Genomic DNA, 21,087 nt, shown 5'->3' on the forward strand with positions numbered 1-21,087 from the left:
ACCTGTACCCGCCAGGAACTCCGGCCGGGCAGGTTCGCTTCGCATTTTCATTCGGCCCGTTTCTTGCAATTCTCCGCGCACTGCACGCCCGCGGGAATTCCTTGATATGCGCCGTATCGAGGAAGGTTCCGCATGAACCGCACGCGCACCAACGACCGATTCGCCCGTACGCGCAACAGCGCGGCCGGATCCGGCAAGAGCGGCGGCCGCTTCGGCGGTTCCGCCCCAAGCCGTTCCGGTGGTCCGAGCCGCTCCGGTGGCCCGAGCCGCTCGGGCGGGTACGGCCGCCGGCCCGCCGCGCTGCAGGGCGAATTCGCCCTGCCCAAGACGATCACCCCCGCACTGCCCGCCGTCGAGGCCTTCGCCGACCTCGCCATGCCCGCGGAACTGCTCGCCGCCCTCACCGTGCAGGGCGTGACCGTGCCGTTCCCGATCCAGGGCGCCACCCTCCCGAACTCCCTGGCGGGCCGCGACGTGCTCGGCCGCGGGCGGACCGGCTCCGGCAAGACCCTGGCCTTCGGACTGGCCCTGCTGGCCCGTACGGCCGGTCGGCGCGCCGAGCCCCGTCAGCCGCTCGCACTGATCCTCGTACCCACCCGCGAGCTGGCCCAGCAGGTCACGGACGCCCTCACCCCCTACGCCCGCTCGGTCAAGCTCCGGCTGACCACGGTCGTCGGCGGGATGCCCATCGGGCGGCAGGCGGGCGCGCTGCGCGGCGGCGCCGAGGTCGTCGTCGCCACGCCGGGCAGGCTGAAGGACCTCATCGACCGCGGGGACTGCCGGCTGGACCAGGTGGGCGTCACCGTGCTGGACGAGGCCGACCAGATGGCCGACATGGGCTTCATGCCGCAGGTCACCGCCCTGCTCGACCAGGTGCGCCCCGAGGGCCAGCGGATGCTCTTCTCCGCCACCCTCGACCGCAACGTCGACCTGCTGGTGCGCCGCTACCTGACCGACCCGGTCGTCCACTCCGTCGACCCTTCCGCGGGCGCGGTGACCACGATGGAGCACCACGTGCTGCACGTGCACGGCGGTGACAAGCACGCCGCCACCACCGAGATCGCGGCGCGCGACGGCCGCGTCATCATGTTCCTGGACACCAAGCACGCCGTGGACCAGCTCACCAGCCACCTGCTGAACAGCGGAGTGCGGGCCGCCGCCCTGCACGGCGGCAAGTCGCAGCCGCAGCGCACGCGCACCCTGGCACAGTTCAAGACCGGGCACGTCAGCGTGCTCGTCGCCACGAACGTCGCGGCCCGCGGCATCCACGTCGACAACCTCGACCTGGTCGTCAACGTGGACCCGCCCACCGACCACAAGGATTATCTGCACCGCGGCGGGCGTACCGCCCGTGCCGGCGAGTCCGGCAGCGTCGTCACCCTGGTCACCCCGAACCAGCGCCGTGACATGGTGCGGCTCATGGCCGCCGCCGGGATCACCCCGCAGACCACCCAGGTCCGCTCCGGTGAAGAGGCCCTCAGCCGGATCACCGGCGCCCAGGCCCCCTCCGGCATCCCGGTCGTCATCACCGCCCCGGCCGCGGAGCGGCGTGAGCGCAGCGGCCCCTCCGCGCGGAGCCGGCGCCGCCCCGCCGCGGCTGCCGCCCGGCGCAGGCCGGCACGGCAGTCCGCCGCCGACGCCGTAGCGTGAACCCTTCTTCTTCCCCTTGTGAGGCATCATGCGCGTCGTCATCGCCAGATTCCCCTTCGACCTGACCAAGAGCGGGGTGCTGGAGTCGATGAAGGGCGTCAAGCCCGAGCCCGTCGACGGTGAGTCCGTGATCATCGGACGCCGGCACTACCCGGTCAAGCAGGTCGGCCAGGTCATCACCCGCCAGGACCGCCGCGACTTCAGCGCCGCGGAGGTCGTACGGGCGATGACCCTGCTCGGTTTCACGTGCCGCGGCCTGCCGCAGGCACCCGCCACGCCCACCTCCACGCCCCGTCTGACCCCGCTCCAGCGGGCCTCGGCGATGCTCGGTGAGCCCGCGCCCGCGCCCGAGCCCGTATCGGTTTCCGTCTGACCGCACAGCACCATCGGCACACCACCTGAGGGCCCGACCGGCACGTCCGGTCGGGCCCTCACGTGCTGTTCGAGAGAAGATCGTTCGTCGTCGAACAAAGAAAATCTATCTCCGTCACGGTAGACATCTGCTTCTGGCGTGCCTAGGGTTTGTCGCATACCGCTGAGCGAAGAAACGGAGGAGGCAGACGCCATCAGGATCGCCCGGGCAGCAGCACACGGCCCGGGTACCGCACGACCCCCGAACGGCAGGTGGTCCCCGGTCAGGCATTCGCGATCCCCGCACTCCCGCCCGTCTCCCGGGCGCGACCGCGGAAACAGAAGTCGGCGCAGCACTGAGGCCGACAGATGGTGTTGAATTCCCTTCAGGGCCTTGGTGCCGTACGGCACCAAGGCCCTTCGACGCGTTCTAAGAAGAGGTGCAGATGACAGCGGATGACTCGCTCGGCGGCCGGCTGGACGACGATGACTACCCCGCCTACACGATGGGCCGGGCCGCCGAACTCCTCGGCACCACCCCCGGCTTCCTGCGCGCCATCGGCGAGGCCCGTCTGATCACACCGTTGCGCTCCCCGGGCGGGCACCGCCGGTACTCCCGCTACCAGCTGCGGATCGCGGCCCGCGCCCGGGAGCTCGTCGACCAGGGCACCCCGGTCGAAGCGGCCTGCCGCATCGTCATCCTGGAGGACCAGCTCGAAGAAGCCCAGCGCATCAACGCCGAGTTCCGCCGCGCCGCGACCGCCACGCCCGACGATTCCCGCTGAGCGCCGACCGCTCCTCGTCCCGCGCCCCGGTACGTGAGGAAGCAGCCGCCCCGGTGCAGCCCGTTCCGGTCCGCTCTGCGCGCAGAGCTCCCCGACACCCACGGCCCGGCCGGTCGCGCGCCGAACTGCGCCGGAGCCGCAGGCGGGATATCAAGGAGCGTGAAGGCGAGCGCGAGGTCCGACGCACGCCGCCCCGCGGTGAGGAGAACGTCTCGTGGAGTTCGAGGTCAATGGCACCCGGCACGCGGTGGACGTGGACGACGACCCGGCCGCCGTGGACGTGGTGCGGGACCGGCTGGGTCTGACCGGCACCAAACTGGTCTGCGCGGGCGGGGTGTGCGGGGCCTGCACGATCCAGGTCGACGGCGAACCCCGGGTCTCCTGCCTGACCCCGGCGGTCGCGCTCGCCGGCCGGCGGGTGACGACCGTGGAGGGCCTGTCCGGCCACCCGGTCGGGCGAGCCTTCGCCGGCGAGGACGCCCTCCAGTGCGGCTACTGCACCCCGGGGTTCGTGGTCGAGGCGGCGGCGTTCTTCGAGCGGTGGAGAGCCGCCCACGGCCGCACCCGGCCCGGGCGCGAGCAGATCGCGGACGCGCTCGCGGGCCACCTGTGCCGGTGCGGTGCGTACGAGGGGATCTTCAGCGCGGTGGCCGCGGCCTGCTCCGGCGACTACGACACGGCTCCGCCCACCGGGGAGGCGCCGGCGGTCCCGCGCGTCGAGGCCCCGCAGAAGGCCGACGGATCGGCCCGGTACACCACGGACCTGCGCCCCGAAGGGCTGCTGGAAGGGGTGATCATCCGCTCGCCGCACGCGCATGCGCACGTACGCTCCCTCGAAGCCGGGGACCTGCCCCTGGTACCGCTGCTGCCCCCGGACGGCGTGGTGCGGTACGTAGGGCAGCCGGTGGCCGCGGTCGCGGCGCCGGACCGGGCCTCCGCACGGGCGGCGGCCGCGCGCGTCACCGTGGACTACGAGGTGCTGCCGGCGGCCCTGGACGTACGCCAGGCCCGCACCGGCGAGGGCCCGCCGGTCTACGCGGACAAGGCGGCACGCAAGCGGGCACCGGGTTCCGGAGAGACCCCGCAGCTGGTGCCCGCCCGCTGGCGCGGCAACCTCCGGGGCCCGTCCGCCATGAGCAGACGCCCCGCCACGGCCGTGCGCCGTATCACCGAGGCCCGCAGCCGGAACCCCGAGCGGGTCGTGGAGGGCGTGTTCACGACCGCCGCACAGACGCACACCCCGCTCGAACCGCACGCCTGCCTGGCCGAGTGGGTCGACGGCACCCTCCACCTGGAGGTGTCCACCCAGTCCGTGAAACGCACGGCCGAGCTCGCCGCCGAACGCTTCGGTGTGCCCGTCGAACGGGTGGTGGCACGGGCCGTCCACGTAGGCGGCGGTTTCGGCTGCAAGATGGGACTGACCTCCGACGTCGTCGCCGCGGCCGAGCTGGCCCGGCTGCACGGCGCCCCGGTGCGGGTGGTACTCGACAGGGACGAGGAACTCACCGACGGCGGATACCGGCCCGGCACCCGGATCCGGCTGGCGATGGTCGCGGACGAGTCCGGCGATCTGAGCGCGCTGGCCATGGACGCGGACAACGACGGCGGCGTCTCGGTCGGCGGCACCGTGGCGGCACTGGCCCGGTTCATGTACGGCAAGGCCCCCCGCCGGCTCCGCGACTTCGACACCGTCACCCACCGTCCGCCGGGCGCCCCGTTCCGCGGCCCCGGCGGCCCCACCATGTGCTGGGCGCTGGAGCAGGCCGTCGACGAGATGGCCCACCGGCTCGGCCAGGACCCGATCGCCCTGCGCCGCCGCTGGGACGGCAACCCCAAGCGGCAGGCCCTGTACGACCGGGCAGCCGCGCTCCCGGTCTGGTCGGGCCCCCGCGGCGGCACCGGCCGCTTCCGCCGGGGCGTCGGCGTCGCGGCGGCCAACTGGATGTACTTCCTCGACCCCGTCACCGAGGTCGAACTCACCGTCGAGGACGGGCTCGTCGTCGCCCGCTGCGCCGTGCAGGACATGGGCACGGGCTCACGCACCGTGCTGCGCCGGGCCGTCGCCGCGGCACTCGGCCTGCCGGAGGACAGGGTGCGCGCCGACGTCGGCCGGAGCGACGCCGTACACGGCCCCACCTCCGGCGGCAGCCGCACCACACCCTCCCTCGTGCCCGCCGCCACGGACGCCGCCGCCCGGCTGCGCGACGCGCTCGGCGGCGGTGACCTGGCCGCCCGGCTGGACACCGCGCACGGCGTACGGGTGACCGGCCGCCGCCCCCGCGACCGCCGCGGCTACGTGATCCCCTTCACCATGGGCGGCGTCGCGATCGGCCGCGGCTTCACCGGATCGGTGCAGGTCGCCGAAGTCGAGGTGGACACCCGGCTCGGCCGCGTCCGCCCGCTGAGCGTGTGGAGCGGCATCGCCGCCGGCCGGATCCACGAGGAGCGCCTCGCCCGCAGCCAGTGCGAGGGCGCCGTCGTACAGGGCGTCGGCTACGCCCTGTACGAGGAGCGGCGCACCGACCCGGCCACCGGGCGGGTGCTGACGGAGAACCTGGAGGACTACCGCATCCCCGGCATCGGGGACACCCCCGAGATCACCGTCCACTTCCACCAGGAGGGCTTCGAGCACGTGCCCGGCGGCGGGGTCGGCCTCGGCGAGATCGCGACCCTGCCCACCGCTGCCTGCCTGGCCAACGCGGTCCACGACGCCACCGGCTGGCGCCCGTACGACATGCCCATCCGCCCCGACCGGCTCCTGGAAGGACTGGGTACGTGAGCACCGAGACCGCCCTCACCGACCTCTCGGCCGCCGTCCAGGCCCGCGGCGGGGAGCTGCGCGCCGGTGGCACCGACACCACCGCCCGCCAGCGCAGCGGCGTCTCTCCGGGGCCGTTCACCGACCTGGGCGGCGTCGGCCACCTGCGCGGCTGCACGCCGTTGCCCGGCGGCGGGCTGCGGATCGGCGCCCTGACCACCCTCGCCGAGCTGGCCGCGGATCCGCGCGTACGCGCCGGCTGGCCGGCCCTGGCCCTGGCGGCCGGGACCGCGGCCACTCCGCAGATCCGCGCGGCCGGCACCGTGGGCGGCAATCTGCTGCAGCGCAACCGCTGCTGGTACTTCCGCAATCCTCACTTCAGCTGCCTCCAGAAGGGCGGCACCGGCTGCCCCGCGCGTGAGGGCGACCACCACTTCGGCGTGGTCAGCGGCAACGGCCCGTGCGTCGCCCCGCACCCGTCCACCCTCGCGATGGCCCTGCTCACCTACGACGCCGAGGTCCACGTCCACGGCGAATCCCCGCGCGGTGTCGCCGGCTTGTACGGGGACGGCGACCGGCTCTCGCACGCCGACCACCTGCTGCGGCCGGACCGTATCCTCACCGCGGTCGACCTGCCCGCGCCCCTGCCCGGCGAACGCGCCGCCTGCCACCGGGCCATCAGCCGGGCCCACGCCGAATGGCCCCTGGTCGAGGCCACCGCCCGGCTGGTGCTCGACGGCTCCACCGTCACGCACGCCGCCGTCGCGGCGGGCGGGGTGGCGCGCGTACCGCTGCGGCTCACGGAGGTGGAGGCCGCCCTGATCGGCCGCGAGGCCACCCCCGACGTCCTCGCCGCGGCCGCAGCGACGGTCCGGGGCCGCTGCCGGCCGCTGCCGCAGACCGGCTACAAGGCCGGGCTGTTCGGCAACACCGTCCTGGAAGTCCTGGAACAGGCCCTCGGCGGCCCGGCCACCCCCTAGAGCGCTTCGGATGCGGCAGGGCAAGATGGAGGCATGACGATCCGGCGCCCGCTCCGCCAGCGGGTCCTCAGGCATCCCGCTGGTCAATTCGCCGTGGTCACGGTGCTGATGCTCATCCTCTTCGTGCTGGTCAGCCTCGGGGTGGAGTACGTCCTCGGTGTCCTCTTCGGCGGCCCCTGGATGGTCTACTGACCTGAGCACCCTGGGGCTCGTCGCCATCGGCGGTGCGCCGGTCCCGCTCGGACACCTCGCTCCGCGTACTCGGCTTCGTGCCTCTCAGCCGGCGTGCAGGATCCGGAAGCGATCAGGCTCCGCCGGGTCACGATCGACGACCTGGGTGGGAGCCCAGGTCCACTGCCGCACGCCGATGCCTGGCGTACGGGAGAACCGGATCTGCCCGCGGGTGCCTTCGACCGCCACGCGCGACCAGGGCTCGGCGGCGCCCGCCTCGTCCGCGAAGCGGGCACGCAGCACCTCGGCGAGGACGAGGACCGTGTCGTAACCCTCGAAGGCGACGAAGGAGGGTGCCTGGCCCAGCCGTTCGCGGAGGGCCGTTCCGACGCGTGCACCGAGCGGGCCCAGAACTTCCGGCAGGTAGCGCAGGAACGGGATCGCGGCGCCGTCACCACCCAGCAGCCCCGCCCATTCGGGAAACTCCGGTTGCCCGGCCGGAGCGCCGATCAGGATCCCGGCGAGACGCCGGTCACGGCGGACGGCCCGGACGATCGGCACGGCCGGGTCCGGGTGGCCGACCAGAAGGAGGAGGGCCGTCGCACGGTGGCCGACGAGCTCGTCGCACACCGCGGCGGGATCGAGGGCGCGCACGTCGAGTTCGACGACGGTGCCGCCGCGCGGAGCGAGGTACTCCCGCAGGATGCGGACCCCGGACGCCCAGTAGACACTCGGCTGCGTCGCCACGGCGATGCGGTGGTGCCCCGCGCCGAGGAGGAAGTCCGCGTAGATCTGCCAGCCGTGGGACTGTGCCGGGGCGATACGCGCGACCCATTGCGTCGGCTGCTCGGTGAGCGCGTCGAGAACCGCTGACGAGCAGAGGAACGGCAGCCCGAGGGCGTCGGCCCGGGCGGCAGCGGCGCGGGCGACCACGCTGTGGTACTCGCCCGCCACAGCAGCCACGCCCAGGCGAGCCAACTCGTCCACGGCCGCCGCGGCCCTCTGGGGATCGGCCGCGGTGTCCCGGACCAGCAGCTCCAGCGGCCTTCCACCGATCCCGCCGGCGTCGTTGACCTCGCGAACGGCCAGCTCGATCCCGGCGAGCAGGTGCTGGCCCGCCTCGACCCAGCCGGGCCGGGTCAGCGGAACGAGAGCGCCGATCCGGACGGACGATCCGTCAGTACGTTCCGCCCCAGGCGGCGATGGTGGCGTGTGCATGCTTCGGCGTCTCCCGAGGGGCGGTCCGGACGCGGTTTTCCCGGACCGCGCAATGATCGTCAGTGGCGCCGAGCGTAGCCGAGCAGGACCTGGCCGGCTCCGGCGCCCTGCAGCCCGCCGCCGGCCGGGTGCGCGGGCCATCCGGGCGGGGTAACAGGATGCGTACGGCATGGCAACCGGGGCCGCGGCGTCCCGCGGCGCATGCTGGGTCACCCCGCCCTGCAGGAGAGGCCTGTGAGTGATTCCGGACCGCGAGTGACCACGACGAGGCCGGTCACCGCCGCGGCGGCCGATGGCCTTCCCACTCCCGGGGTCATCGGCATCGGACTTGCCGCGGTGCTGACGTTCGCGCTCGCCCAGGGCTCGTGGCAGTGGTTCGCCACGTTCATCGGGGTGACGCTGCTCGCGGTGATGCTCGCCTTTCAGCGACGGGCGCAGTGGGCCCCCGGCCTCCGCTCGCCGTACATGCGGGGGCTGGTTGCGTACTCGCTGGTCGTCGGCCTGTGCGTGGCGATCGCACTGGCCCCCCTGCTGCAGCGCCGGGCCTGGCTGTTCCCGATGCCGGGCACGCGCGGCGACTGCGTGCTGATGGGCAGGTACGCGGCCCTCCAGGCGGAGGCCGTGCTCGGGAACCTGGCCGCCAGTGACGGGCCGGCCGTCGCGTTCGCGCGGGAGGAGCAGGCCCGCAAGGCCGTTGCCGAGTGTCTGGCGGCCACGACGACCCTGTGGCTGCCGGTGTACGGGGTCGGGGTGGCGGTGCTGGTGGGGGTGTGCGCGTGGTTCCGCGACCGGGCCCGCGCCCGTTCGGGAAACGCCGGCCGGACGCATGCCTCGGCCGCGCGAGCGCGCTGAGGCGCGCGGCTCACGTAGAGAGGGACGAGGGATTCACCCATGTGCACGCGGATCTTGTGGAACACCAACAGCCACGCCGTTCTCGCCGGCCGGACGATGGACTGGCCGGAATCGACGGAGCCGGTCCTGACGGTGTTCCCCCGGGGGCTCGAACGCAACGGCGGCACACTGGGGAGTGCGACCGTCGTCGGCGACAACCCCCTGCTGTGGACGAGTGCATTCGGCAGTCTCGTGACGACCGTCTACGGTGCCGGAACGGCCGACGGCATCAACGAAGCCGGCCTCGCAGCGCACATGCTGTACCTGGACAGCACTGACCTCGGCCCCCGCGACCCCAGCCGGCCGGGACTCCAGATCGCCCTGTGGATCCAGTACCTGCTGGACCGCGCGCGCACCGTGCAGGAAGCCCTGGACCTGCTCGACACCTGCCAGCTGGTGCCGGTCGAGGTGCGCGGCTTCCAGGCCTCGGTGCACGTGGCCCTGGAGGACGCGTCGGGGGACTCCGCGATCATCGAGTACATCGCGGGCCAACGGCGGGTGCACCACGACCGCAGCTACACGATCATGACCAATGAACCCTCCTACGAGGAACAACTCCGCCTGCTGCGGGAAAAGGTGCGTGCCGTGCAGGGGCTCGGCCACGACCGGCCCAGCAGCGAGGTCCCCCTGCCCGGAAACGTGAACGCGGTCGACCGCTTCCAGCGCGCCGCCTACTTCGGTTCACTGCTGCCCGAGCCGGCGGACGACCGGCAGGCGGTCGCCGCGATCCTGGCCGTCACCCGCAACGCGTCGGTGCCCTTCGGCGCGCCGTACCGCGAGGGGAGGTTCAAGACCTACAACACCGAGTACCGCACCGTCTGCGATCTCACCGGCAAGCGGTACTTCTTCGAACTGGCCACCAGCCCGAACCTCCTGTGGGCCGAGATCGACCGCTTCGACCTCTCGCCCGGCGCTCCCGTCATGACGCTGCGCCCCGAGGGGATCGACCTCGTCGGGGACGTCTCGGACAGGTTCGAGCGAGCGCCCGCCCCCTTCTGACGGTCCGGCAGGGCTCGCCCGGCTGTGTCGAGGCGGTCGGTTCCATTGACAGAAGTTGAACGCAGGCCGAGGCTGAGAGCGCTCTCGGCCGTCAACTCATGGGCACGGGAGCGCCGCACCTCCCCCCCACTGCCAGGTGCCCCCACAAGGAGGATGATCGTGTTCCGTTTATCGAAAGTGCTTGCGTCAGGGCTCTCGGCCCTGGTGGTCGCCGCCGGTCTGATGGCTCTCGGTCCGCTGACATCGGCGGCAGACGCCGTACCGGCGACCATCCCGCTCACGATCAAGAACAGCTCGGGACGCGGCGAGCCGGTATACGTGTACAACCTGGGCACGCAGCTGACGACCGGCCGGCAGGGCTGGGCCGACGCCAACGGCGGATTCCACCCTTGGCCCGTGGGAGGCAATCCGCCCACCCCCGCGCCCGACGCATCGATCACGGGCCCGGCCAACGGGCAGACCAAGACGATCCGGATGCCCAAGTTCTCCGGACGCGTCTACTTCTCCATAGGCCAGAAGATCGTCTTCAAGCTCAGCACAGGCGGTCTCGTGCAGCCGGCCGTGCAGAACCCGTCCGACCCCAACCGCACCGTCCTGTTCAACTGGTCCGAGTACACGCTCAACGATGCCGGGCTGTGGATCAACAGCACCCAGGTCGACATGTTCTCGGCTCCGTACGCCGTGGGCGTGAAGGCGGCCGGCGGCACGGTCACGAACACGGGCCGGCTCAAGCCGGGCGGCTACAACGCCGTCTTCGGCCAACTGCGTTCGGCCGGCTGGGGCGGATTGATCCAGACCCGTTCCGACGGCACGCCGCTGCGCGCGCTCTCGCCCGGTCACGGCATCGAGGCGGGCGGAATCCCCGCCGGCGTGATGAACGACTACATCAACCGGGTCTGGAGCAAGTACAGCTCCTCCACGCTCACCGTGACGCCCTTCGTGAACCAACCGGGCACCAAGTACTACGGCCGGGTCTCGGGCAACGTCATGAACTTCACCAACGGCTCGGGAGCGGTGGTCACCAGCTTCCAGAAGCCGGATTCGGACAGCGTCTTCGGCTGCTACAAGCTGCTGGACGCCCCCAACGACCAGGTCCGCGGCCCGATCTCCCGCACCCTGTGCGCGGGCTTCAACCGGTCGACGCTTCTGACCAACCCGGCCCAGCCCGACCCGAACGACGCCGGCTTCTACCGTGACGCCGTCACCAACCACTACTCCCGCATCATCCACGGACAGATGGCCGACGGTAAGGCGTACGGCTTCGCCTTCGACGACGTGGGCGCCCACGAGTCGCTGGTGCACGACGGCAACCCGCAAGAGGCCTTCATGACGCTGGAACCGTTCAACTGACGGCGGTCCCGTACGTGCTCACCGAGCGGATGCGGATGCGGATGCGAACGCGGACGTGGCTGTTCGCTGTGCGGCCCGCTCGCCCGTCCGGCGGGGGCGAGGTCGTGCCGACGCGCGAGCCCATGGGGTGACCGGCAGCTCTGGCCGGTCCTTCAGCTGCCGCTCAGGGGCGATCCCCAAGTGGCGTCGTGGCGCGATCTTCTCGTCAGGTGGGTGAGCAGATGCTCCGCCGCACGGCGGACGGTGTCCTGTGGCGCTCCGGCCGAAGACAGGGCGGCGCGGAGCCTCGCCGGTGCCGACGCCGGCACGTCGGACTCGGCAAGGAGGGGAAGGACCAGCAGCAGGCGGGCGGCCGTGTCCTCGACACCTTCGGCCGCGGGGGACGGGCTGTCGGCGAGGCGGACCAGTTCATGCCATGTCAGCCCGGTCCCCGCGAGATCTCCTTCCCATCCGGCGATCTGCCGGGCATCACTCCGGCCCGGATGAGTGAGGAGGCAGTCGGTGCCGTAGTCGCCGACCAGGTTGCGGTAGATCACCACAACGCCGGGACCGTTTTCAGCCGGCACCCTGCCACCAGTCACTGACATGCCCTGGCTCGCCAAAACCCGCCTGCCCAGGGTGCCGCCGGTCGTCACCGTCCGCACCCGCCCGGTCGCTCACCTCGGTCGCCCAGGGCGCTGCCGCGCAGGCGGCGTAATCTGGCTGAACCGCCACAGAACGCGCGTGCGAGTGACACGGTGCGCGGGCCGTGTACCTTGCCGCGCCCACGATCCAGGGAGGCGGCGCGTGACCGATCCGTTCGGCTTCCTCAGGACCCCCCGCGAGGCCGTGCCGGCCCGCCCCGTCGAGCAACGGCTCAGCGACTGGCGCGAGGTCTACGCGGGCCAGGCGCTGCTGCCGCTCGTCTCCCGGCAGGCCGACCGCTGCATGGACTGCGGCATACCGTTCTGCCACACCGGCTGCCCCCTGGGAAACCTCATCCCCGAGTGGAACGCGTACGCCGCCCACGGCGACTGGCATGCCGCGTACGAGCGGCTCCACGCGACCAACAACTTCCCGGAGGTCACCGGCAGGCTCTGCCCGGCCCCCTGCGAGGACGCCTGTGTCCTCACGATCAACGCCGACCCGGTGACCATCAAGAACGTCGAGCAGGCGATCGCGGACGAGGGCCTGCGGCTCGGCTACATGGTGCCCAGACCGCCGGAGAAGCGCAGCGGCAGAACGGTGGCCGTCATAGGCTCCGGTCCGGCCGGACTGGCCGCAGCGCAGCAGCTGACCCGGGCCGGGCACTGCGTCACGGTCCACGAGCGGGCCGACCGGATCGGCGGACTGCTGCGCTACGGCATCCCCGAGTTCAAGATGGAGAAGGCCCACCTGGACCGCCGCATCGAGCAGATGCGCGCCGAGGGCACGATGTTCGCCACGGGCACGGACGTCGGCGGCGCGACCGGTGCCGGGGCGGACGAGCTGCGGAGCCGCTGCGATGCCCTCGTCGTCGCGATCGGAGCCGGCGAGCGCCGGGAGCTGCCGGTGCTCGGCCGTTCGCTGCAAGGAATCCACCAGGCCATGGACTACCTGACCTGCGCCAATCGCGTGCGGGAGGGCGATTACCCCGTATCCCCCGTCACTGCCGAAGGCAGACACGTGGTCGTCGTGGGCGGCGGTGACACCGGCTCCGACTGCCTCGGGACCGCCTTGAGGCAGGGCGCGGTCTCCGTGCTCCAGCTCGACATCAACCCCGAGCCCGGCGCGGGCCGGACCGACGACGAGCCCTGGCCGGTGTACCCGAGGACGTACCGGATCTCCCACGCCCACGAAGAGGCCCGCGGGCGCGAGGGCCGGGACCCCAGGCTGTTCGCCTGCGCCACCCTGCGCTTCGAGGGGGACGCCGCGGGCCGGGTACGGGCGCTGCACCTGACCGCCGTCGAGCCGGTGGCCCGCAGCCCGCTGGCGGGCACCGAGCAGGTCATACCGGCCGGCCTGGTCCTGCTGGCCCTCGGCTTCTCGGGCCCCGAGCGGGCCGGTGGACTGTGCGAGCAGTTGGGCCTGGACCTCGACGAGCGCGGCAACTTCGCGCGCGACGCCGGTTTCGCGGCGGTCGGCGGGCGGGCGCCGGGAGTGTTCGTCGCGGGCGACGCGGGCCGGGGGCAGTCGCTGGTGGTGTGGGCCATCGCCGAGGGCCGCGCGGCGGCCGCCGCCGTGGACCGCTACCTGACCGGCTCCACCTGCCTCCCGGCACCGGTCGCCGCGCATGACCGGCCGATGACGGCCTTGGGCCGCATGCGGTACGGACTCTGAGGAGCCACCCGTGCGGTACGCCTGTGGCTGTCAGTGCTCACGCCCGGGCCGGCGCCTTTCGCGCCGGGACCCGCTGTCGTCGCCCGGCCGGTCCAAACGGCTGGCCTCGTCCGTGTCCGCCGCCCGTACGGCCGGTTCGCCCGTGCGGGGCGCCGTGGAGCGGGGCGCGACGTGCGGTGCCCTGCGCCGGCTCTGCTCGTCGTCGTGGTCGTGGAGCGGGGCGCCGCCGGCGCCTCCCTGGTCGTCCATGACGGATCCTTCCTGTACGTCGGAACCCCCAGTCGGCGCGTGCCCGGAGCCCGGCCCCGGAAACCCGTGGATCCGGAGAAAACGAAGGAAACCGGTCCCGTCGTCGACAGGTGCGGAGCGGGCCGTGGCGCCACCGTAGGCTGACCGGGTCGTTTCTGCTCGTCGCTGATCGGAGCTGCCGTCATGCTGACCGCCCTGACGGGTGTTTTCGGGGATCGCGCGGACGCTGTCAGCGTCGCGGGTCGCACTGCTTCCTACGAGGAACTTCTGGGTGCAGCCGGAGCGGTGGCCGCCGACCTGGCCGCCCTCGGCCCGGTGCGCGCGTTCGCGGTGACGGCTACGCCCTCGCTCGAGACCGTCGCCGCGGTGGTCGGGGGACTGCTTGCCGGAGTGCCGTGCGTGCCGCTGCCTCCCGATGCCGGGCCCGCCGAACGTGATCACATTCTGCGGGACTCCGGCGCCCGTCCCATCGAGGTGGACTTCGCCCGCCGGGCACCCGCCGCATCGGCCGCACCCACCGTGCCGACGGCGGTATCCGAGGATCCCGCGTTGATCCTCTACACCTCCGGGACCACCGGCGCCCCCAAGGGCGTGGTCCTCGGCACTGCCGCGATCACCGCTGACCTCGATGCGCTCGCCGATGCCTGGGAGTGGAGCGCACAGGACACGCTCGTCCACGGGCTGCCCCTGTTCCACGTCCATGGGCTGGTCCTGGGTGTCCTCGGAGCGTTGCGGACGGGGAGCCGCCTGGTCCATACGGGCCGGCCGACGCCGCAGGCGTATGCGGAGGCTGCCGAGGCCGGGGGGAGCCTGTACTTCGGGGTGCCGACGGTGTGGTCGCGTATCGCGGCCGCCCCGCAGGCGGCGGCCGCGTTGTCGAGGGCCCGGTTGCTGGTGTCGGGGAGCGCGGCCCTGCCCACCCCGGTCTTCCGCGATCTGGAACGGCTGACCGGGCACCGGCCGGTGGAGCGGTACGGGATGACGGAGACCCTGATCACCGTGAGCGGGCGGGCGGGCGGTGAGGTCCGCCCCGGCGCGGTCGGCACCCCGCTCACGGGAATCCGTACGCGCATCGCCGCCGAGCCGGGCGCCGAGATCGGTGAACTCCAGTTGGTGGGGCCGACCTTGTTCTCGGGCTATCTGGGCCGACCGGAGGCGACGGCCGCCGCCTTCACGGAGGACGGATGGTTCCGCACGGGTGACATCGCGGCCGTCGACGGGGACGGTGTGCACCGCATCGTGGGCCGTGCGTCCACGGACATGATCAAGTCGGGTGGCTACCGGATCGGGGCGGGTGAGATCGAGAACGCACTGCTGGACCATCCGCGCGTGAGGGAGGCGGCGGTGATCGGTGTGCCGGATGCCGACCTGGGGGAGCGGATCGTCGCTTTCGTCGTCGCCGAGGGGGTCACGGGCGCCGAGCTGACCGATTTCGTCGCCACGTATCTGTCGGCGCACAAGCGGCCGCGTGAGGTTCGTTTCATCGCCGCAGTCCCGCGCAACGCGATGGGCAAGCCGCAGAAGCGGCTCCTGCTGGACGGGGAGTAGAGGCGGGAGCGGGTCAGGCAAGATCCGAAAGACACCTCCTGGACGGGTGGGGGCATGCGCAGCACCTCGGTGGGGCAGGTGGGAGCCATGACCGCTTCCTCTTCCGCCGCCTCACCCGCCGCCGACGATCCGGCGCACTACACCGGGCTCCTCGCCGACGAGGCGGAACACCGGGCACGGGCGCGCGGCTGGACGACGGTGCGCACGGTCCCGCCCGGCACGATGCTGACCATGGAACACCTCGAAGGCAGGCTGAACTTCGAGGTCGAGGACGGCAGAGTGCGCAGGGCCTGGAGCGGCTGACCCCGAGCGGGTGGCGAACAGCGCCGTGTCCGGTTTCCTGCCCCCACCGCGGGGAGGGCCTGTGCCGCATCGCCCATCGCCGCCAGGGTCGGTTCCCCGGATCCGCAACCGCCTTCCCCCGGACCGGGGAAGGCGGCGCAAGATCTCCGCTAGAGTCGTCGGCCGACGCCTCGCGCGGCGCCTGCTCGCGGCCGGTGACCGCGTCCGCGTCCTCGCCGAACCCGAGCAGGCTGCGGACTGGCCCCTGGGCACGGAGGTGGTCGAAGGCTCCGTCACCCGACCCGCCGAGCAAGCCGGGGTCTTCGCCGGCACCGACACTCTCTTCCTCGCCGGTGCGGTACCCGCCACGGTCCGGGAAGTCCTGGGCCGCGCTCGCGCGGCCGGTACACGGCGCGTCGTCACGCTCTCCTCGCACGGGCCCGGGCACGAGGCGGCGTACCCGCCGGAGACCTGGTTCTGGCCGGCCGTCGAACGGGCCGTCGAACGGGCCGTCGAACGGGCCGTCGAGGCGGCCGGGATGGCATGGACGCACATCAGGCCCTCTGCGGTGATGGGCGCGGTCCTGGAGGGCACCTATCCGGCCACGGGATCGGACTGGCCCGAGGCCGTGCGGCGCGAAGGGACCGTCCGCGAGGCGTTCCTCGACGACGGCCACTACCCCTTCGTGCACGAGGAGGACCTGGCCGCCGTGGCCGCGACGGCACTCCGCACCGCCGACCACGTGCACACGGTCCTGGAAGCGGTCGGGCCGCCGCTCGCCACCCGCGACCGCCTCGAAAGCATCGCCCGGGCCACCGGCCGCCCGATCACCGCCGTCGACCTCACCCCGGAAGCCGGCCGCGACGCCTGGCGCGCGCAGGGCTGGCCCGACGACGGCATCGAGGTCACCCTCTTCGCACTCCGCGAGTACGCCCTCCACCTCGACGAACTCACCCAGTGGACGCTCGACCAGCGCCCCGCACTCGCCGATCTGACGGGTCGCCCTCCCCGCACCTTCGACGACTGGGCCGAGGAACACGTCCACCTCTTCCGTTGAGCCGATGCCAGACCCAACGGTGGCCCCCGGCCCGGAGCGTGCCTGCGAGCGACGCAGACACGCCCCGGACCGGGGCCCGTTCAGTGACGGGCGGCCGCCTGTGTCTTTGCCGGCCGGGGCTCCGCGGCGTCGATCCGTGACCACGCCCAGGCGCCGGCGGCCGCCACGGCCGCGGTCAGGAGGAGTTCGGCCCCATAGGGCGGGCCCGCCAGCACGCGTACGAGGACCAGGAACAGCACGCCCAAGGCGGTGACGGCGGCCTTGGCCACCCACCGGAGCGCGGTGCTCATACGAGCCCGCTCAGGCAGCCGGTGACCCCGCCCGCCACCACACTGGTGGCGATCTTCTTCGCGGCGTCCTTGTTGACGCGTCCCACGATCAGGGCGGCGGCCCCACCGATGCCGGCCTTGAGCAGACAGTCCTTGGCCCGCTGGTTCATCGGGCGGACGGACAGCAGCCGCTCGCAGGCCGCGGCGTCCTTCTTCTTGCCCAGGTAGCAGTTCTTGATGTTGTTCTCCTGGATCACATCGACTGCGTGAGCGGCAGGTGCCGATACCAGGAAGGCAGCCGTGGCCATGACCAGGGCGAGACTTCTGTGCGTGGTGCGCAAGGTGTTTCCCGTACTTCCTTGTTGCTGCCGGCCGTCCCGCGCACGGGCATTCCGGGGTCTCCGGATGCGGATGCGCCTGGACGGACGGGCTCGGACGGTGCTCGGTCCACGGGCTGCCGGCGTGGCCCGCGACGTCACGATCTTCGGCCGGGCCCGGGGGCGAACGACACCCGCCGACCGGCTGGTTCGGCCCGCCACCGCGCGGGTTGCGTACCGGCCGCCCGGCCCGGTCGTCCCGCCGTACGGGTGGGCCCGCGGGTGCCGCTAGGGTGACACCTGCTTTCCCCGGTGCTGACCTGCGGAAAGGGCTGAGGCCGGCAGGCAACTACAGGTGGGAGACCGGTGCGGTGATCCGAGTGATGGTGGTCGACGACGAGGCTCTCGTCCGGTCCGGGCTCACGCTGATCCTCAACGCCGCGGCGGACATCGAGGTGGTGGCGGCCACCGGCGGCGGGCAGGCCCTGGCAGCGGTCGCCACGCACACCCCCGACCTGGTGCTGCTCGACATACGCATGCCCGACGTCGACGGGCTGACCATCCTCGCGCGGCTGATGCAGCTGCCCGATCCGCCGGTGGTCGCCATGCTCACCACCTTCGACTCCGACCAGTACATCGTCGCCGCACTGCGCTCGGGTGCCTCCGGCTTCCTGGTCAAGGACACCGACCCGGACGAACTCGCCCACCTGGTCAGGTCACTGGCGGCGGGCGCGGTGGCCCTCGCCCCCCAGGTCACCGCCACCGTGATCAGCGGCTACCTCCACCACCACGGCGAGCAGCGCGCCACCACCCACGCGGTCTCCCGGCTCAGCGCACGCGAACGGGACATCCTCGTGCTGCTGTCGCAGGGACTGTCGAACGCCGACATCGGGCGCCGTCTCCACCTGAGCATCGGCACCGTCAAGGACTACGTGAGCGCCGTACTGGCCAAACTCGACGTCAGCAACCGCGTCCAGGCCGCCTTGTGGGCGCAGCGCGCCGGCCTGCTCGACGGGGCACACGCATGACCGGCCGGACGGCCCCGGACGGAGCCGGGCACATGGCCCGTACCGGCCGCACCCTGGACCCCCGCGTGGTGGACGCGGGGCTGGCGGCCGCCGCCATGGCCGACGCGTGGGTGTTCTCCGGAACCGGCACATGGGCGGCGGCCGCCCCCGGAGCCGCCGCCGCCGTGGCTCTGCTGGCACGACGCCGCTGGCCGGTGACGGTGTTCGTGTTCACCCTGCTCGCCGTGCAACTCGGCCACAACGTCGTCGCCGCCCTCGCCGCCCTCTTCTCCCTGGCCGAACAGCACCGCACCCGCCGCGCCCTGGCAGGATTCGTGCTGGCGTACGGGATCTTCGCCAACCTTCCGGACCTCGGCCCGTACGAGGCCGACCACCCCGCCGAGTTCGCCGTCGCCGTCGGCTACTCGCTCACCGCCGCGGGAGTGGCGGTGCTCCTCGGCCGGCTCGTCCTCACCCGCCACGAACTCGCCCGGCACATGGAGGAGCTGCGCGCGGCGCAGGAACACCAGCGCGAGCTCCACGCCCAGCAGGTCCTGGCCCGCGAGCGCGCCCATCTCGCCCGGGAGATGCACGATGTGGTCTCCCACCAGGTCAGCCTCATCGCGGTCCGCGCCGGCGCCCTGCAGGTGTCCGCGGACAGCACGGACACCAAGGAGGCCGCCCGCACCATCCGCACCCTGAGCGCGGCCACACTGGACGAACTGCGCCACATGGTCGCCGTGCTGCGAGCCCCGGGCAGCAGTGACGCGGGACCCGCCCCGCAGCCGCAGCCGCCGCAGTCCGTCCTGGCCCAGCTCGACGGCCTGATCGCGGACTGCGGCCTGGACGTGACGCTGACGGGCGAGGTCCCCCGTGATGCGAGCCCCGCCGTGGAGCGCGCCGCCTACCGGACCGTCCAGGAGGCCCTGACCAACGTACGCAAACACGCACCCGGGTCGACCGTCGTGGTCGACTTCCGCCGGCCCGGACCCGCCCTCGACGTGACCGTCACCAACACCACGGCCCGGCATCCCGCTCTGGCGCTGCCCAGCGCGCGGCACGGCCTGATCGGCCTGCGCGAACGGGCCGAACAGCTCGGCGGCACCCTCGCCGGCGGACCCACCCCCGACGGCGGCTACCGCCTGCACCTGCGGATACCCCGACGCGCGACGAGCACCCCGCCGACGGCCGGCGCACCCCGGCAGGGCCCGCAGTGACCGCCGGCCGGACAGAGCCGGCCTATGCGGTGGCCGGCAGGACGTGGTCGCCTGCCTTGTCGGTGCTCAGGCACAGCGAGCAGACGACCGAGCCGTGGGTGACACATGCGGTGAGGTCGGGGCGCTCGTAGGACTGGTGACAGACGTGGCAGCCGAGGGTGGCCGCGCTCGGGTTCCCGTCGGAGTCCAGCAGGGGCTCGCCGATGCCGTCGTCGGTGCGCCGCAAGTAGTAGCGGCCCTTGGTGACCACGGCCATCAGCGGTGTGACGACGAAGGCGATGACGGCCGCGGCCACGGGCGAGTACGGCTGCAGGGTGTCGCCGAGGAGGTGGAAGTACATGGCGATCGACAGGCCGGAGGCGGCGAGGAACGCCACGACGCCGACCGGATTGACCGCGTGGAGCATCCCCCGGCGGAATTCCGGCTGGAGCGGGGACAGCTTCAGCACGTACTTGTTGATGCCGATGTCGGTGGCCACGGTGACCACCCAGGCGATCGCGCAGTTCGAGTAGAAACCCAGGATGCTGCCCAGGAAGCTGAACATGTCGGCTTCCATCAGAACGAGGGCGAAGGCCAGGTTGACCAGGACGAAGACCATGCGGCCGGGGTAGTGCCGGGTGACGCGGGTGAAGGAGTTCGTCCAGGCCAGCGAGCCGGAGTACGCGTTCGTCACGTTGATCTTGATCTGGCTGATGACCACCAGGATCACGGCCAGCGGGACGACCGACCAGGCCGGCAGCATCGCGTCGAAGGCGCTGCGGAACTGCTGGATGGGCTCGGGCGCGGCCGCCGGTCCGACCTCGGCGAGGATGTAGACGGCGAGGAAGACACCGATGGCCTGCTTGAGCGCGCCGAGTACCACCCACCCGGGGCCGGCCATCACCACGGCGGTCCACCAGGTGCGCTGGTTCGCCTCGGTCTTGGGCGGCATGAAGCGCAGGTAGTCGATCTGCTCGCCGATCTGCGCGATCAAGGACAGGCACACCCCCGCACCGAGCATGACGGAGGCGGTGTTGACGGCGCCGTCGCCGTCCGTGCCGGGGTAGGCCAGGAAGCGGTCCACCGTGCCGGGGTCGTCGGCGATCAGATAGACCAGCGGACCGACCATGAGCAGCAGCCAGATCGGGGTGGTCCACACCTGGAGCTTGCTGAGCGCCTTCATGCCGTAGACGACCAGCGGGATCACCATGAGCGTGGAGACGGCGTAGCCCAGCCACAGCGGCAGTCCGAGGCCGAGTTCGAGGCCCTGGGCCATGATCGAGCCTTCGAGGGCGAAGAAGATGAAGGTGAAGCTGGCGAAGATGATGCTGGTGAGGACCGAACCGTAGTAGCCGAAGCCGGAGCCGCGCGTGATCAGGTCGAGGTCGATGTTGTAGCGCGCGCCGTAGTAGGCCAGCGGGAAGCCGGTGAGGAAGATGACGGCGGCGGCGACGGCGATGGCCACGAGTGCGTTGCTGGTGCCGTGGGCCAGGCCGATGCCGGCGCCGATGGAGAAGTCGGCCATGTAGGCGATGCCGCCGAGGGCCGTGGTGGCCACGACCATGGGGGTCCAGCGCCGGTAACTACGCGGTGCGAACCGGAGGGTGTAGTCCTCCAGCGTCTCCTTGACCGCCTGGTCGGCAGCGGTCTTCGTCGCGTGTGCCGTGGTCTGTCGCGACTCGGTGGTGCTCATGCCACGCCTCCCGGTGGG

At 72.4% G+C, this 21,087-nt stretch carries 21 protein-coding genes; 15 read left to right on the forward strand and 6 right to left on the reverse strand.

All coding sequences use genetic code 11. The features are described from left to right. Positions 1-132: 132 nt before the first annotated feature. The 6 genes from ACFY0D_RS06610 (at position 133) to ACFY0D_RS06635 (ending at position 6,716) form a co-directional block, all read left to right on the forward strand. The gene (locus ACFY0D_RS06610; RefSeq protein WP_390797293.1) at positions 133-1,650 is read left to right on the forward strand and encodes a DEAD/DEAH box helicase; all 1,518 of its coding nucleotides are present in this window, start codon (positions 133-135) and stop codon (positions 1,648-1,650) included. Between the two features lie 28 nt (positions 1,651-1,678). After that, positions 1,679-2,023, forward strand: coding sequence for an SCO5918 family protein (locus ACFY0D_RS06615; RefSeq protein WP_390797294.1), 345 nt, complete (start codon positions 1,679-1,681; stop codon positions 2,021-2,023). Between the two features lie 424 nt (positions 2,024-2,447). Beyond that, positions 2,448-2,786 (forward strand): MerR family transcriptional regulator, encoded by a 339-nt coding sequence (locus ACFY0D_RS06620; protein WP_301374226.1) that lies wholly within the window; start codon positions 2,448-2,450, stop codon positions 2,784-2,786. Positions 2,787-3,000: 214 nt separating this feature from the next. Next, a complete protein-coding gene (locus ACFY0D_RS06625; protein ID WP_390797295.1) occupies positions 3,001-5,565 on the forward strand; it encodes a molybdopterin-dependent oxidoreductase in 2,565 nt (854 codons plus the stop codon). Then, the gene (locus ACFY0D_RS06630) at positions 5,562-6,524 is read left to right on the forward strand and encodes an FAD binding domain-containing protein (RefSeq protein WP_390797296.1); all 963 of its coding nucleotides are present in this window, start codon (positions 5,562-5,564) and stop codon (positions 6,522-6,524) included. Before ACFY0D_RS06625 ends, ACFY0D_RS06630 begins: the two co-directional genes overlap by 4 nt. Before the next feature lie 33 nt (positions 6,525-6,557). Continuing rightward, positions 6,558-6,716 (forward strand): hypothetical protein, encoded by a 159-nt coding sequence (locus ACFY0D_RS06635; RefSeq protein ID WP_390797297.1) that lies wholly within the window; start codon positions 6,558-6,560, stop codon positions 6,714-6,716. Positions 6,717-6,800: 84 nt separating this feature from the next. On the opposite strand, the gene ACFY0D_RS06640 is transcribed toward ACFY0D_RS06635, so the two are convergent. Further along, on the reverse strand, positions 6,801-7,913 hold the full coding sequence (locus ACFY0D_RS06640; RefSeq protein ID WP_390797298.1) for an ABC transporter substrate-binding protein: 1,113 nt from the start codon (positions 7,911-7,913) through the stop codon (positions 6,801-6,803). A 255-nt stretch (positions 7,914-8,168) separates the two neighbouring features. Between ACFY0D_RS06640 and ACFY0D_RS06645 the strand changes: the two genes are divergently transcribed. The 3 genes from ACFY0D_RS06645 to ACFY0D_RS06655 all read left to right on the forward strand — a co-directional run bounded on the left by ACFY0D_RS06645 (position 8,169) and on the right by ACFY0D_RS06655 (position 11,153). Further along, entirely contained in the window at positions 8,169-8,765 is a 597-nt protein-coding gene (locus tag ACFY0D_RS06645; RefSeq protein WP_390797299.1) for a hypothetical protein, read from the forward strand. A 39-nt stretch (positions 8,766-8,804) separates the two neighbouring features. Next, positions 8,805-9,803 carry a linear amide C-N hydrolase gene (locus ACFY0D_RS06650; protein ID WP_390797300.1) on the forward strand — a complete coding sequence of 333 codons (999 nt, stop codon included), beginning with the start codon at positions 8,805-8,807 and terminating at the stop codon, positions 9,801-9,803. 153 nt (positions 9,804-9,956) lie between these two features. Further along, on the forward strand, positions 9,957-11,153 hold the full coding sequence (locus tag ACFY0D_RS06655) for a glycoside hydrolase family 64 protein (RefSeq protein WP_390797301.1): 1,197 nt from the start codon (positions 9,957-9,959) through the stop codon (positions 11,151-11,153). Positions 11,154-11,305: 152 nt separating this feature from the next. On the opposite strand, the gene ACFY0D_RS06660 is transcribed toward ACFY0D_RS06655, so the two are convergent. Further along, entirely contained in the window at positions 11,306-11,788 is a 483-nt protein-coding gene (locus ACFY0D_RS06660) for a hypothetical protein (RefSeq protein ID WP_390797302.1), read from the reverse strand. A 151-nt stretch (positions 11,789-11,939) separates the two neighbouring features. Here ACFY0D_RS06660 and ACFY0D_RS06665 point away from each other — a divergent pair, with 151 nt between their 5' ends. Then, positions 11,940-13,451, forward strand: coding sequence for a glutamate synthase subunit beta (locus ACFY0D_RS06665; RefSeq protein WP_390797303.1), 1,512 nt, complete (start codon positions 11,940-11,942; stop codon positions 13,449-13,451). A 30-nt stretch (positions 13,452-13,481) separates the two neighbouring features. Here ACFY0D_RS06665 and ACFY0D_RS06670 read toward each other — a convergent pair whose 3' ends face one another. Continuing rightward, positions 13,482-13,700 carry a hypothetical protein gene (locus ACFY0D_RS06670; protein WP_390797304.1) on the reverse strand — a complete coding sequence of 73 codons (219 nt, stop codon included), beginning with the start codon at positions 13,698-13,700 and terminating at the stop codon, positions 13,482-13,484. 183 nt (positions 13,701-13,883) lie between these two features. On the opposite strand from ACFY0D_RS06670, the gene ACFY0D_RS06675 reads away from it, so the two are divergent. The 3 genes from ACFY0D_RS06675 to ACFY0D_RS06685 all read left to right on the forward strand — a co-directional run bounded on the left by ACFY0D_RS06675 (position 13,884) and on the right by ACFY0D_RS06685 (position 16,587). Further along, positions 13,884-15,248 carry an AMP-binding protein gene (locus ACFY0D_RS06675; protein ID WP_390797305.1) on the forward strand — a complete coding sequence of 455 codons (1,365 nt, stop codon included), beginning with the start codon at positions 13,884-13,886 and terminating at the stop codon, positions 15,246-15,248. A gap of 87 nt (positions 15,249-15,335) precedes the next feature. After that, positions 15,336-15,551 (forward strand): I78 family peptidase inhibitor, encoded by a 216-nt coding sequence (locus ACFY0D_RS06680; RefSeq protein ID WP_390797306.1) that lies wholly within the window; start codon positions 15,336-15,338, stop codon positions 15,549-15,551. 61 nt (positions 15,552-15,612) lie between these two features. Beyond that, a complete protein-coding gene (locus tag ACFY0D_RS06685) occupies positions 15,613-16,587 on the forward strand; it encodes an NAD(P)H-binding protein (protein WP_390797307.1) in 975 nt (324 codons plus the stop codon). 80 nt (positions 16,588-16,667) lie between these two features. On the opposite strand, the gene ACFY0D_RS06690 is transcribed toward ACFY0D_RS06685, so the two are convergent. Next, a complete protein-coding gene (locus ACFY0D_RS06690; protein ID WP_390797308.1) occupies positions 16,668-16,877 on the reverse strand; it encodes a hypothetical protein in 210 nt (69 codons plus the stop codon). Next, complete coding sequence (locus tag ACFY0D_RS06695) at positions 16,874-17,197, reverse strand: hypothetical protein (protein ID WP_301374250.1); 324 nt, start codon at positions 17,195-17,197, stop codon at positions 16,874-16,876. Before ACFY0D_RS06695 ends, ACFY0D_RS06690 begins: the two co-directional genes overlap by 4 nt. Before the next feature lie 347 nt (positions 17,198-17,544). Here ACFY0D_RS06695 and ACFY0D_RS06700 point away from each other — a divergent pair, with 347 nt between their 5' ends. Further along, entirely contained in the window at positions 17,545-18,201 is a 657-nt protein-coding gene (locus ACFY0D_RS06700; protein ID WP_390797309.1) for a response regulator, read from the forward strand. Beyond that, complete coding sequence (locus ACFY0D_RS06705; RefSeq protein WP_390797310.1) at positions 18,198-19,397, forward strand: sensor histidine kinase; 1,200 nt, start codon at positions 18,198-18,200, stop codon at positions 19,395-19,397. Before ACFY0D_RS06700 ends, ACFY0D_RS06705 begins: the two co-directional genes overlap by 4 nt. Before the next feature lie 22 nt (positions 19,398-19,419). Here the strand turns inward: ACFY0D_RS06705 and ACFY0D_RS06710 are convergent, their stop codons facing one another. Further along, positions 19,420-21,069, reverse strand: a complete 1,650-nt coding sequence (locus ACFY0D_RS06710; protein WP_390797311.1) for a purine-cytosine permease family protein — start codon at positions 21,067-21,069, stop codon at positions 19,420-19,422. Positions 21,070-21,087: the final 18 nt, after the last annotated feature.

Source organism: Streptomyces sp. NPDC001502, from assembly GCF_042894785.1.
Taxonomy (GTDB): domain Bacteria; phylum Actinomycetota; class Actinomycetes; order Streptomycetales; family Streptomycetaceae; genus Streptomyces; species Streptomyces kutzneri.

Coding starts and splice junctions, on each gene's coding strand:
- ACFY0D_RS06610 (WP_390797293.1), top strand. CDS start 133: ATGAACCGCACGCGCACCAACGACCGATTCGCCCGTACGCGCAACAGC.
- ACFY0D_RS06615 (WP_390797294.1), top strand. CDS start 1,679: ATGCGCGTCGTCATCGCCAGATTCCCCTTCGACCTGACCAAGAGCGGG.
- ACFY0D_RS06620 (WP_301374226.1), top strand. CDS start 2,448: ATGACAGCGGATGACTCGCTCGGCGGCCGGCTGGACGACGATGACTAC.
- ACFY0D_RS06635 (WP_390797297.1), top strand. CDS start 6,558: ATGACGATCCGGCGCCCGCTCCGCCAGCGGGTCCTCAGGCATCCCGCT.
- ACFY0D_RS06640 (WP_390797298.1), bottom strand. CDS start 7,913: ATGCACACGCCACCATCGCCGCCTGGGGCGGAACGTACTGACGGATCG.
- ACFY0D_RS06650 (WP_390797300.1), top strand. CDS start 8,805: ATGTGCACGCGGATCTTGTGGAACACCAACAGCCACGCCGTTCTCGCC.
- ACFY0D_RS06655 (WP_390797301.1), top strand. CDS start 9,957: ATGATCGTGTTCCGTTTATCGAAAGTGCTTGCGTCAGGGCTCTCGGCC.
- ACFY0D_RS06670 (WP_390797304.1), bottom strand. CDS start 13,700: ATGGACGACCAGGGAGGCGCCGGCGGCGCCCCGCTCCACGACCACGAC.
- ACFY0D_RS06675 (WP_390797305.1), top strand. CDS start 13,884: ATGCTGACCGCCCTGACGGGTGTTTTCGGGGATCGCGCGGACGCTGTC.
- ACFY0D_RS06680 (WP_390797306.1), top strand. CDS start 15,336: ATGACCGCTTCCTCTTCCGCCGCCTCACCCGCCGCCGACGATCCGGCG.
- ACFY0D_RS06690 (WP_390797308.1), bottom strand. CDS start 16,877: ATGAGCACCGCGCTCCGGTGGGTGGCCAAGGCCGCCGTCACCGCCTTG.
- ACFY0D_RS06705 (WP_390797310.1), top strand. CDS start 18,198: ATGACCGGCCGGACGGCCCCGGACGGAGCCGGGCACATGGCCCGTACC.
- ACFY0D_RS06710 (WP_390797311.1), bottom strand. CDS start 21,069: ATGAGCACCACCGAGTCGCGACAGACCACGGCACACGCGACGAAGACC.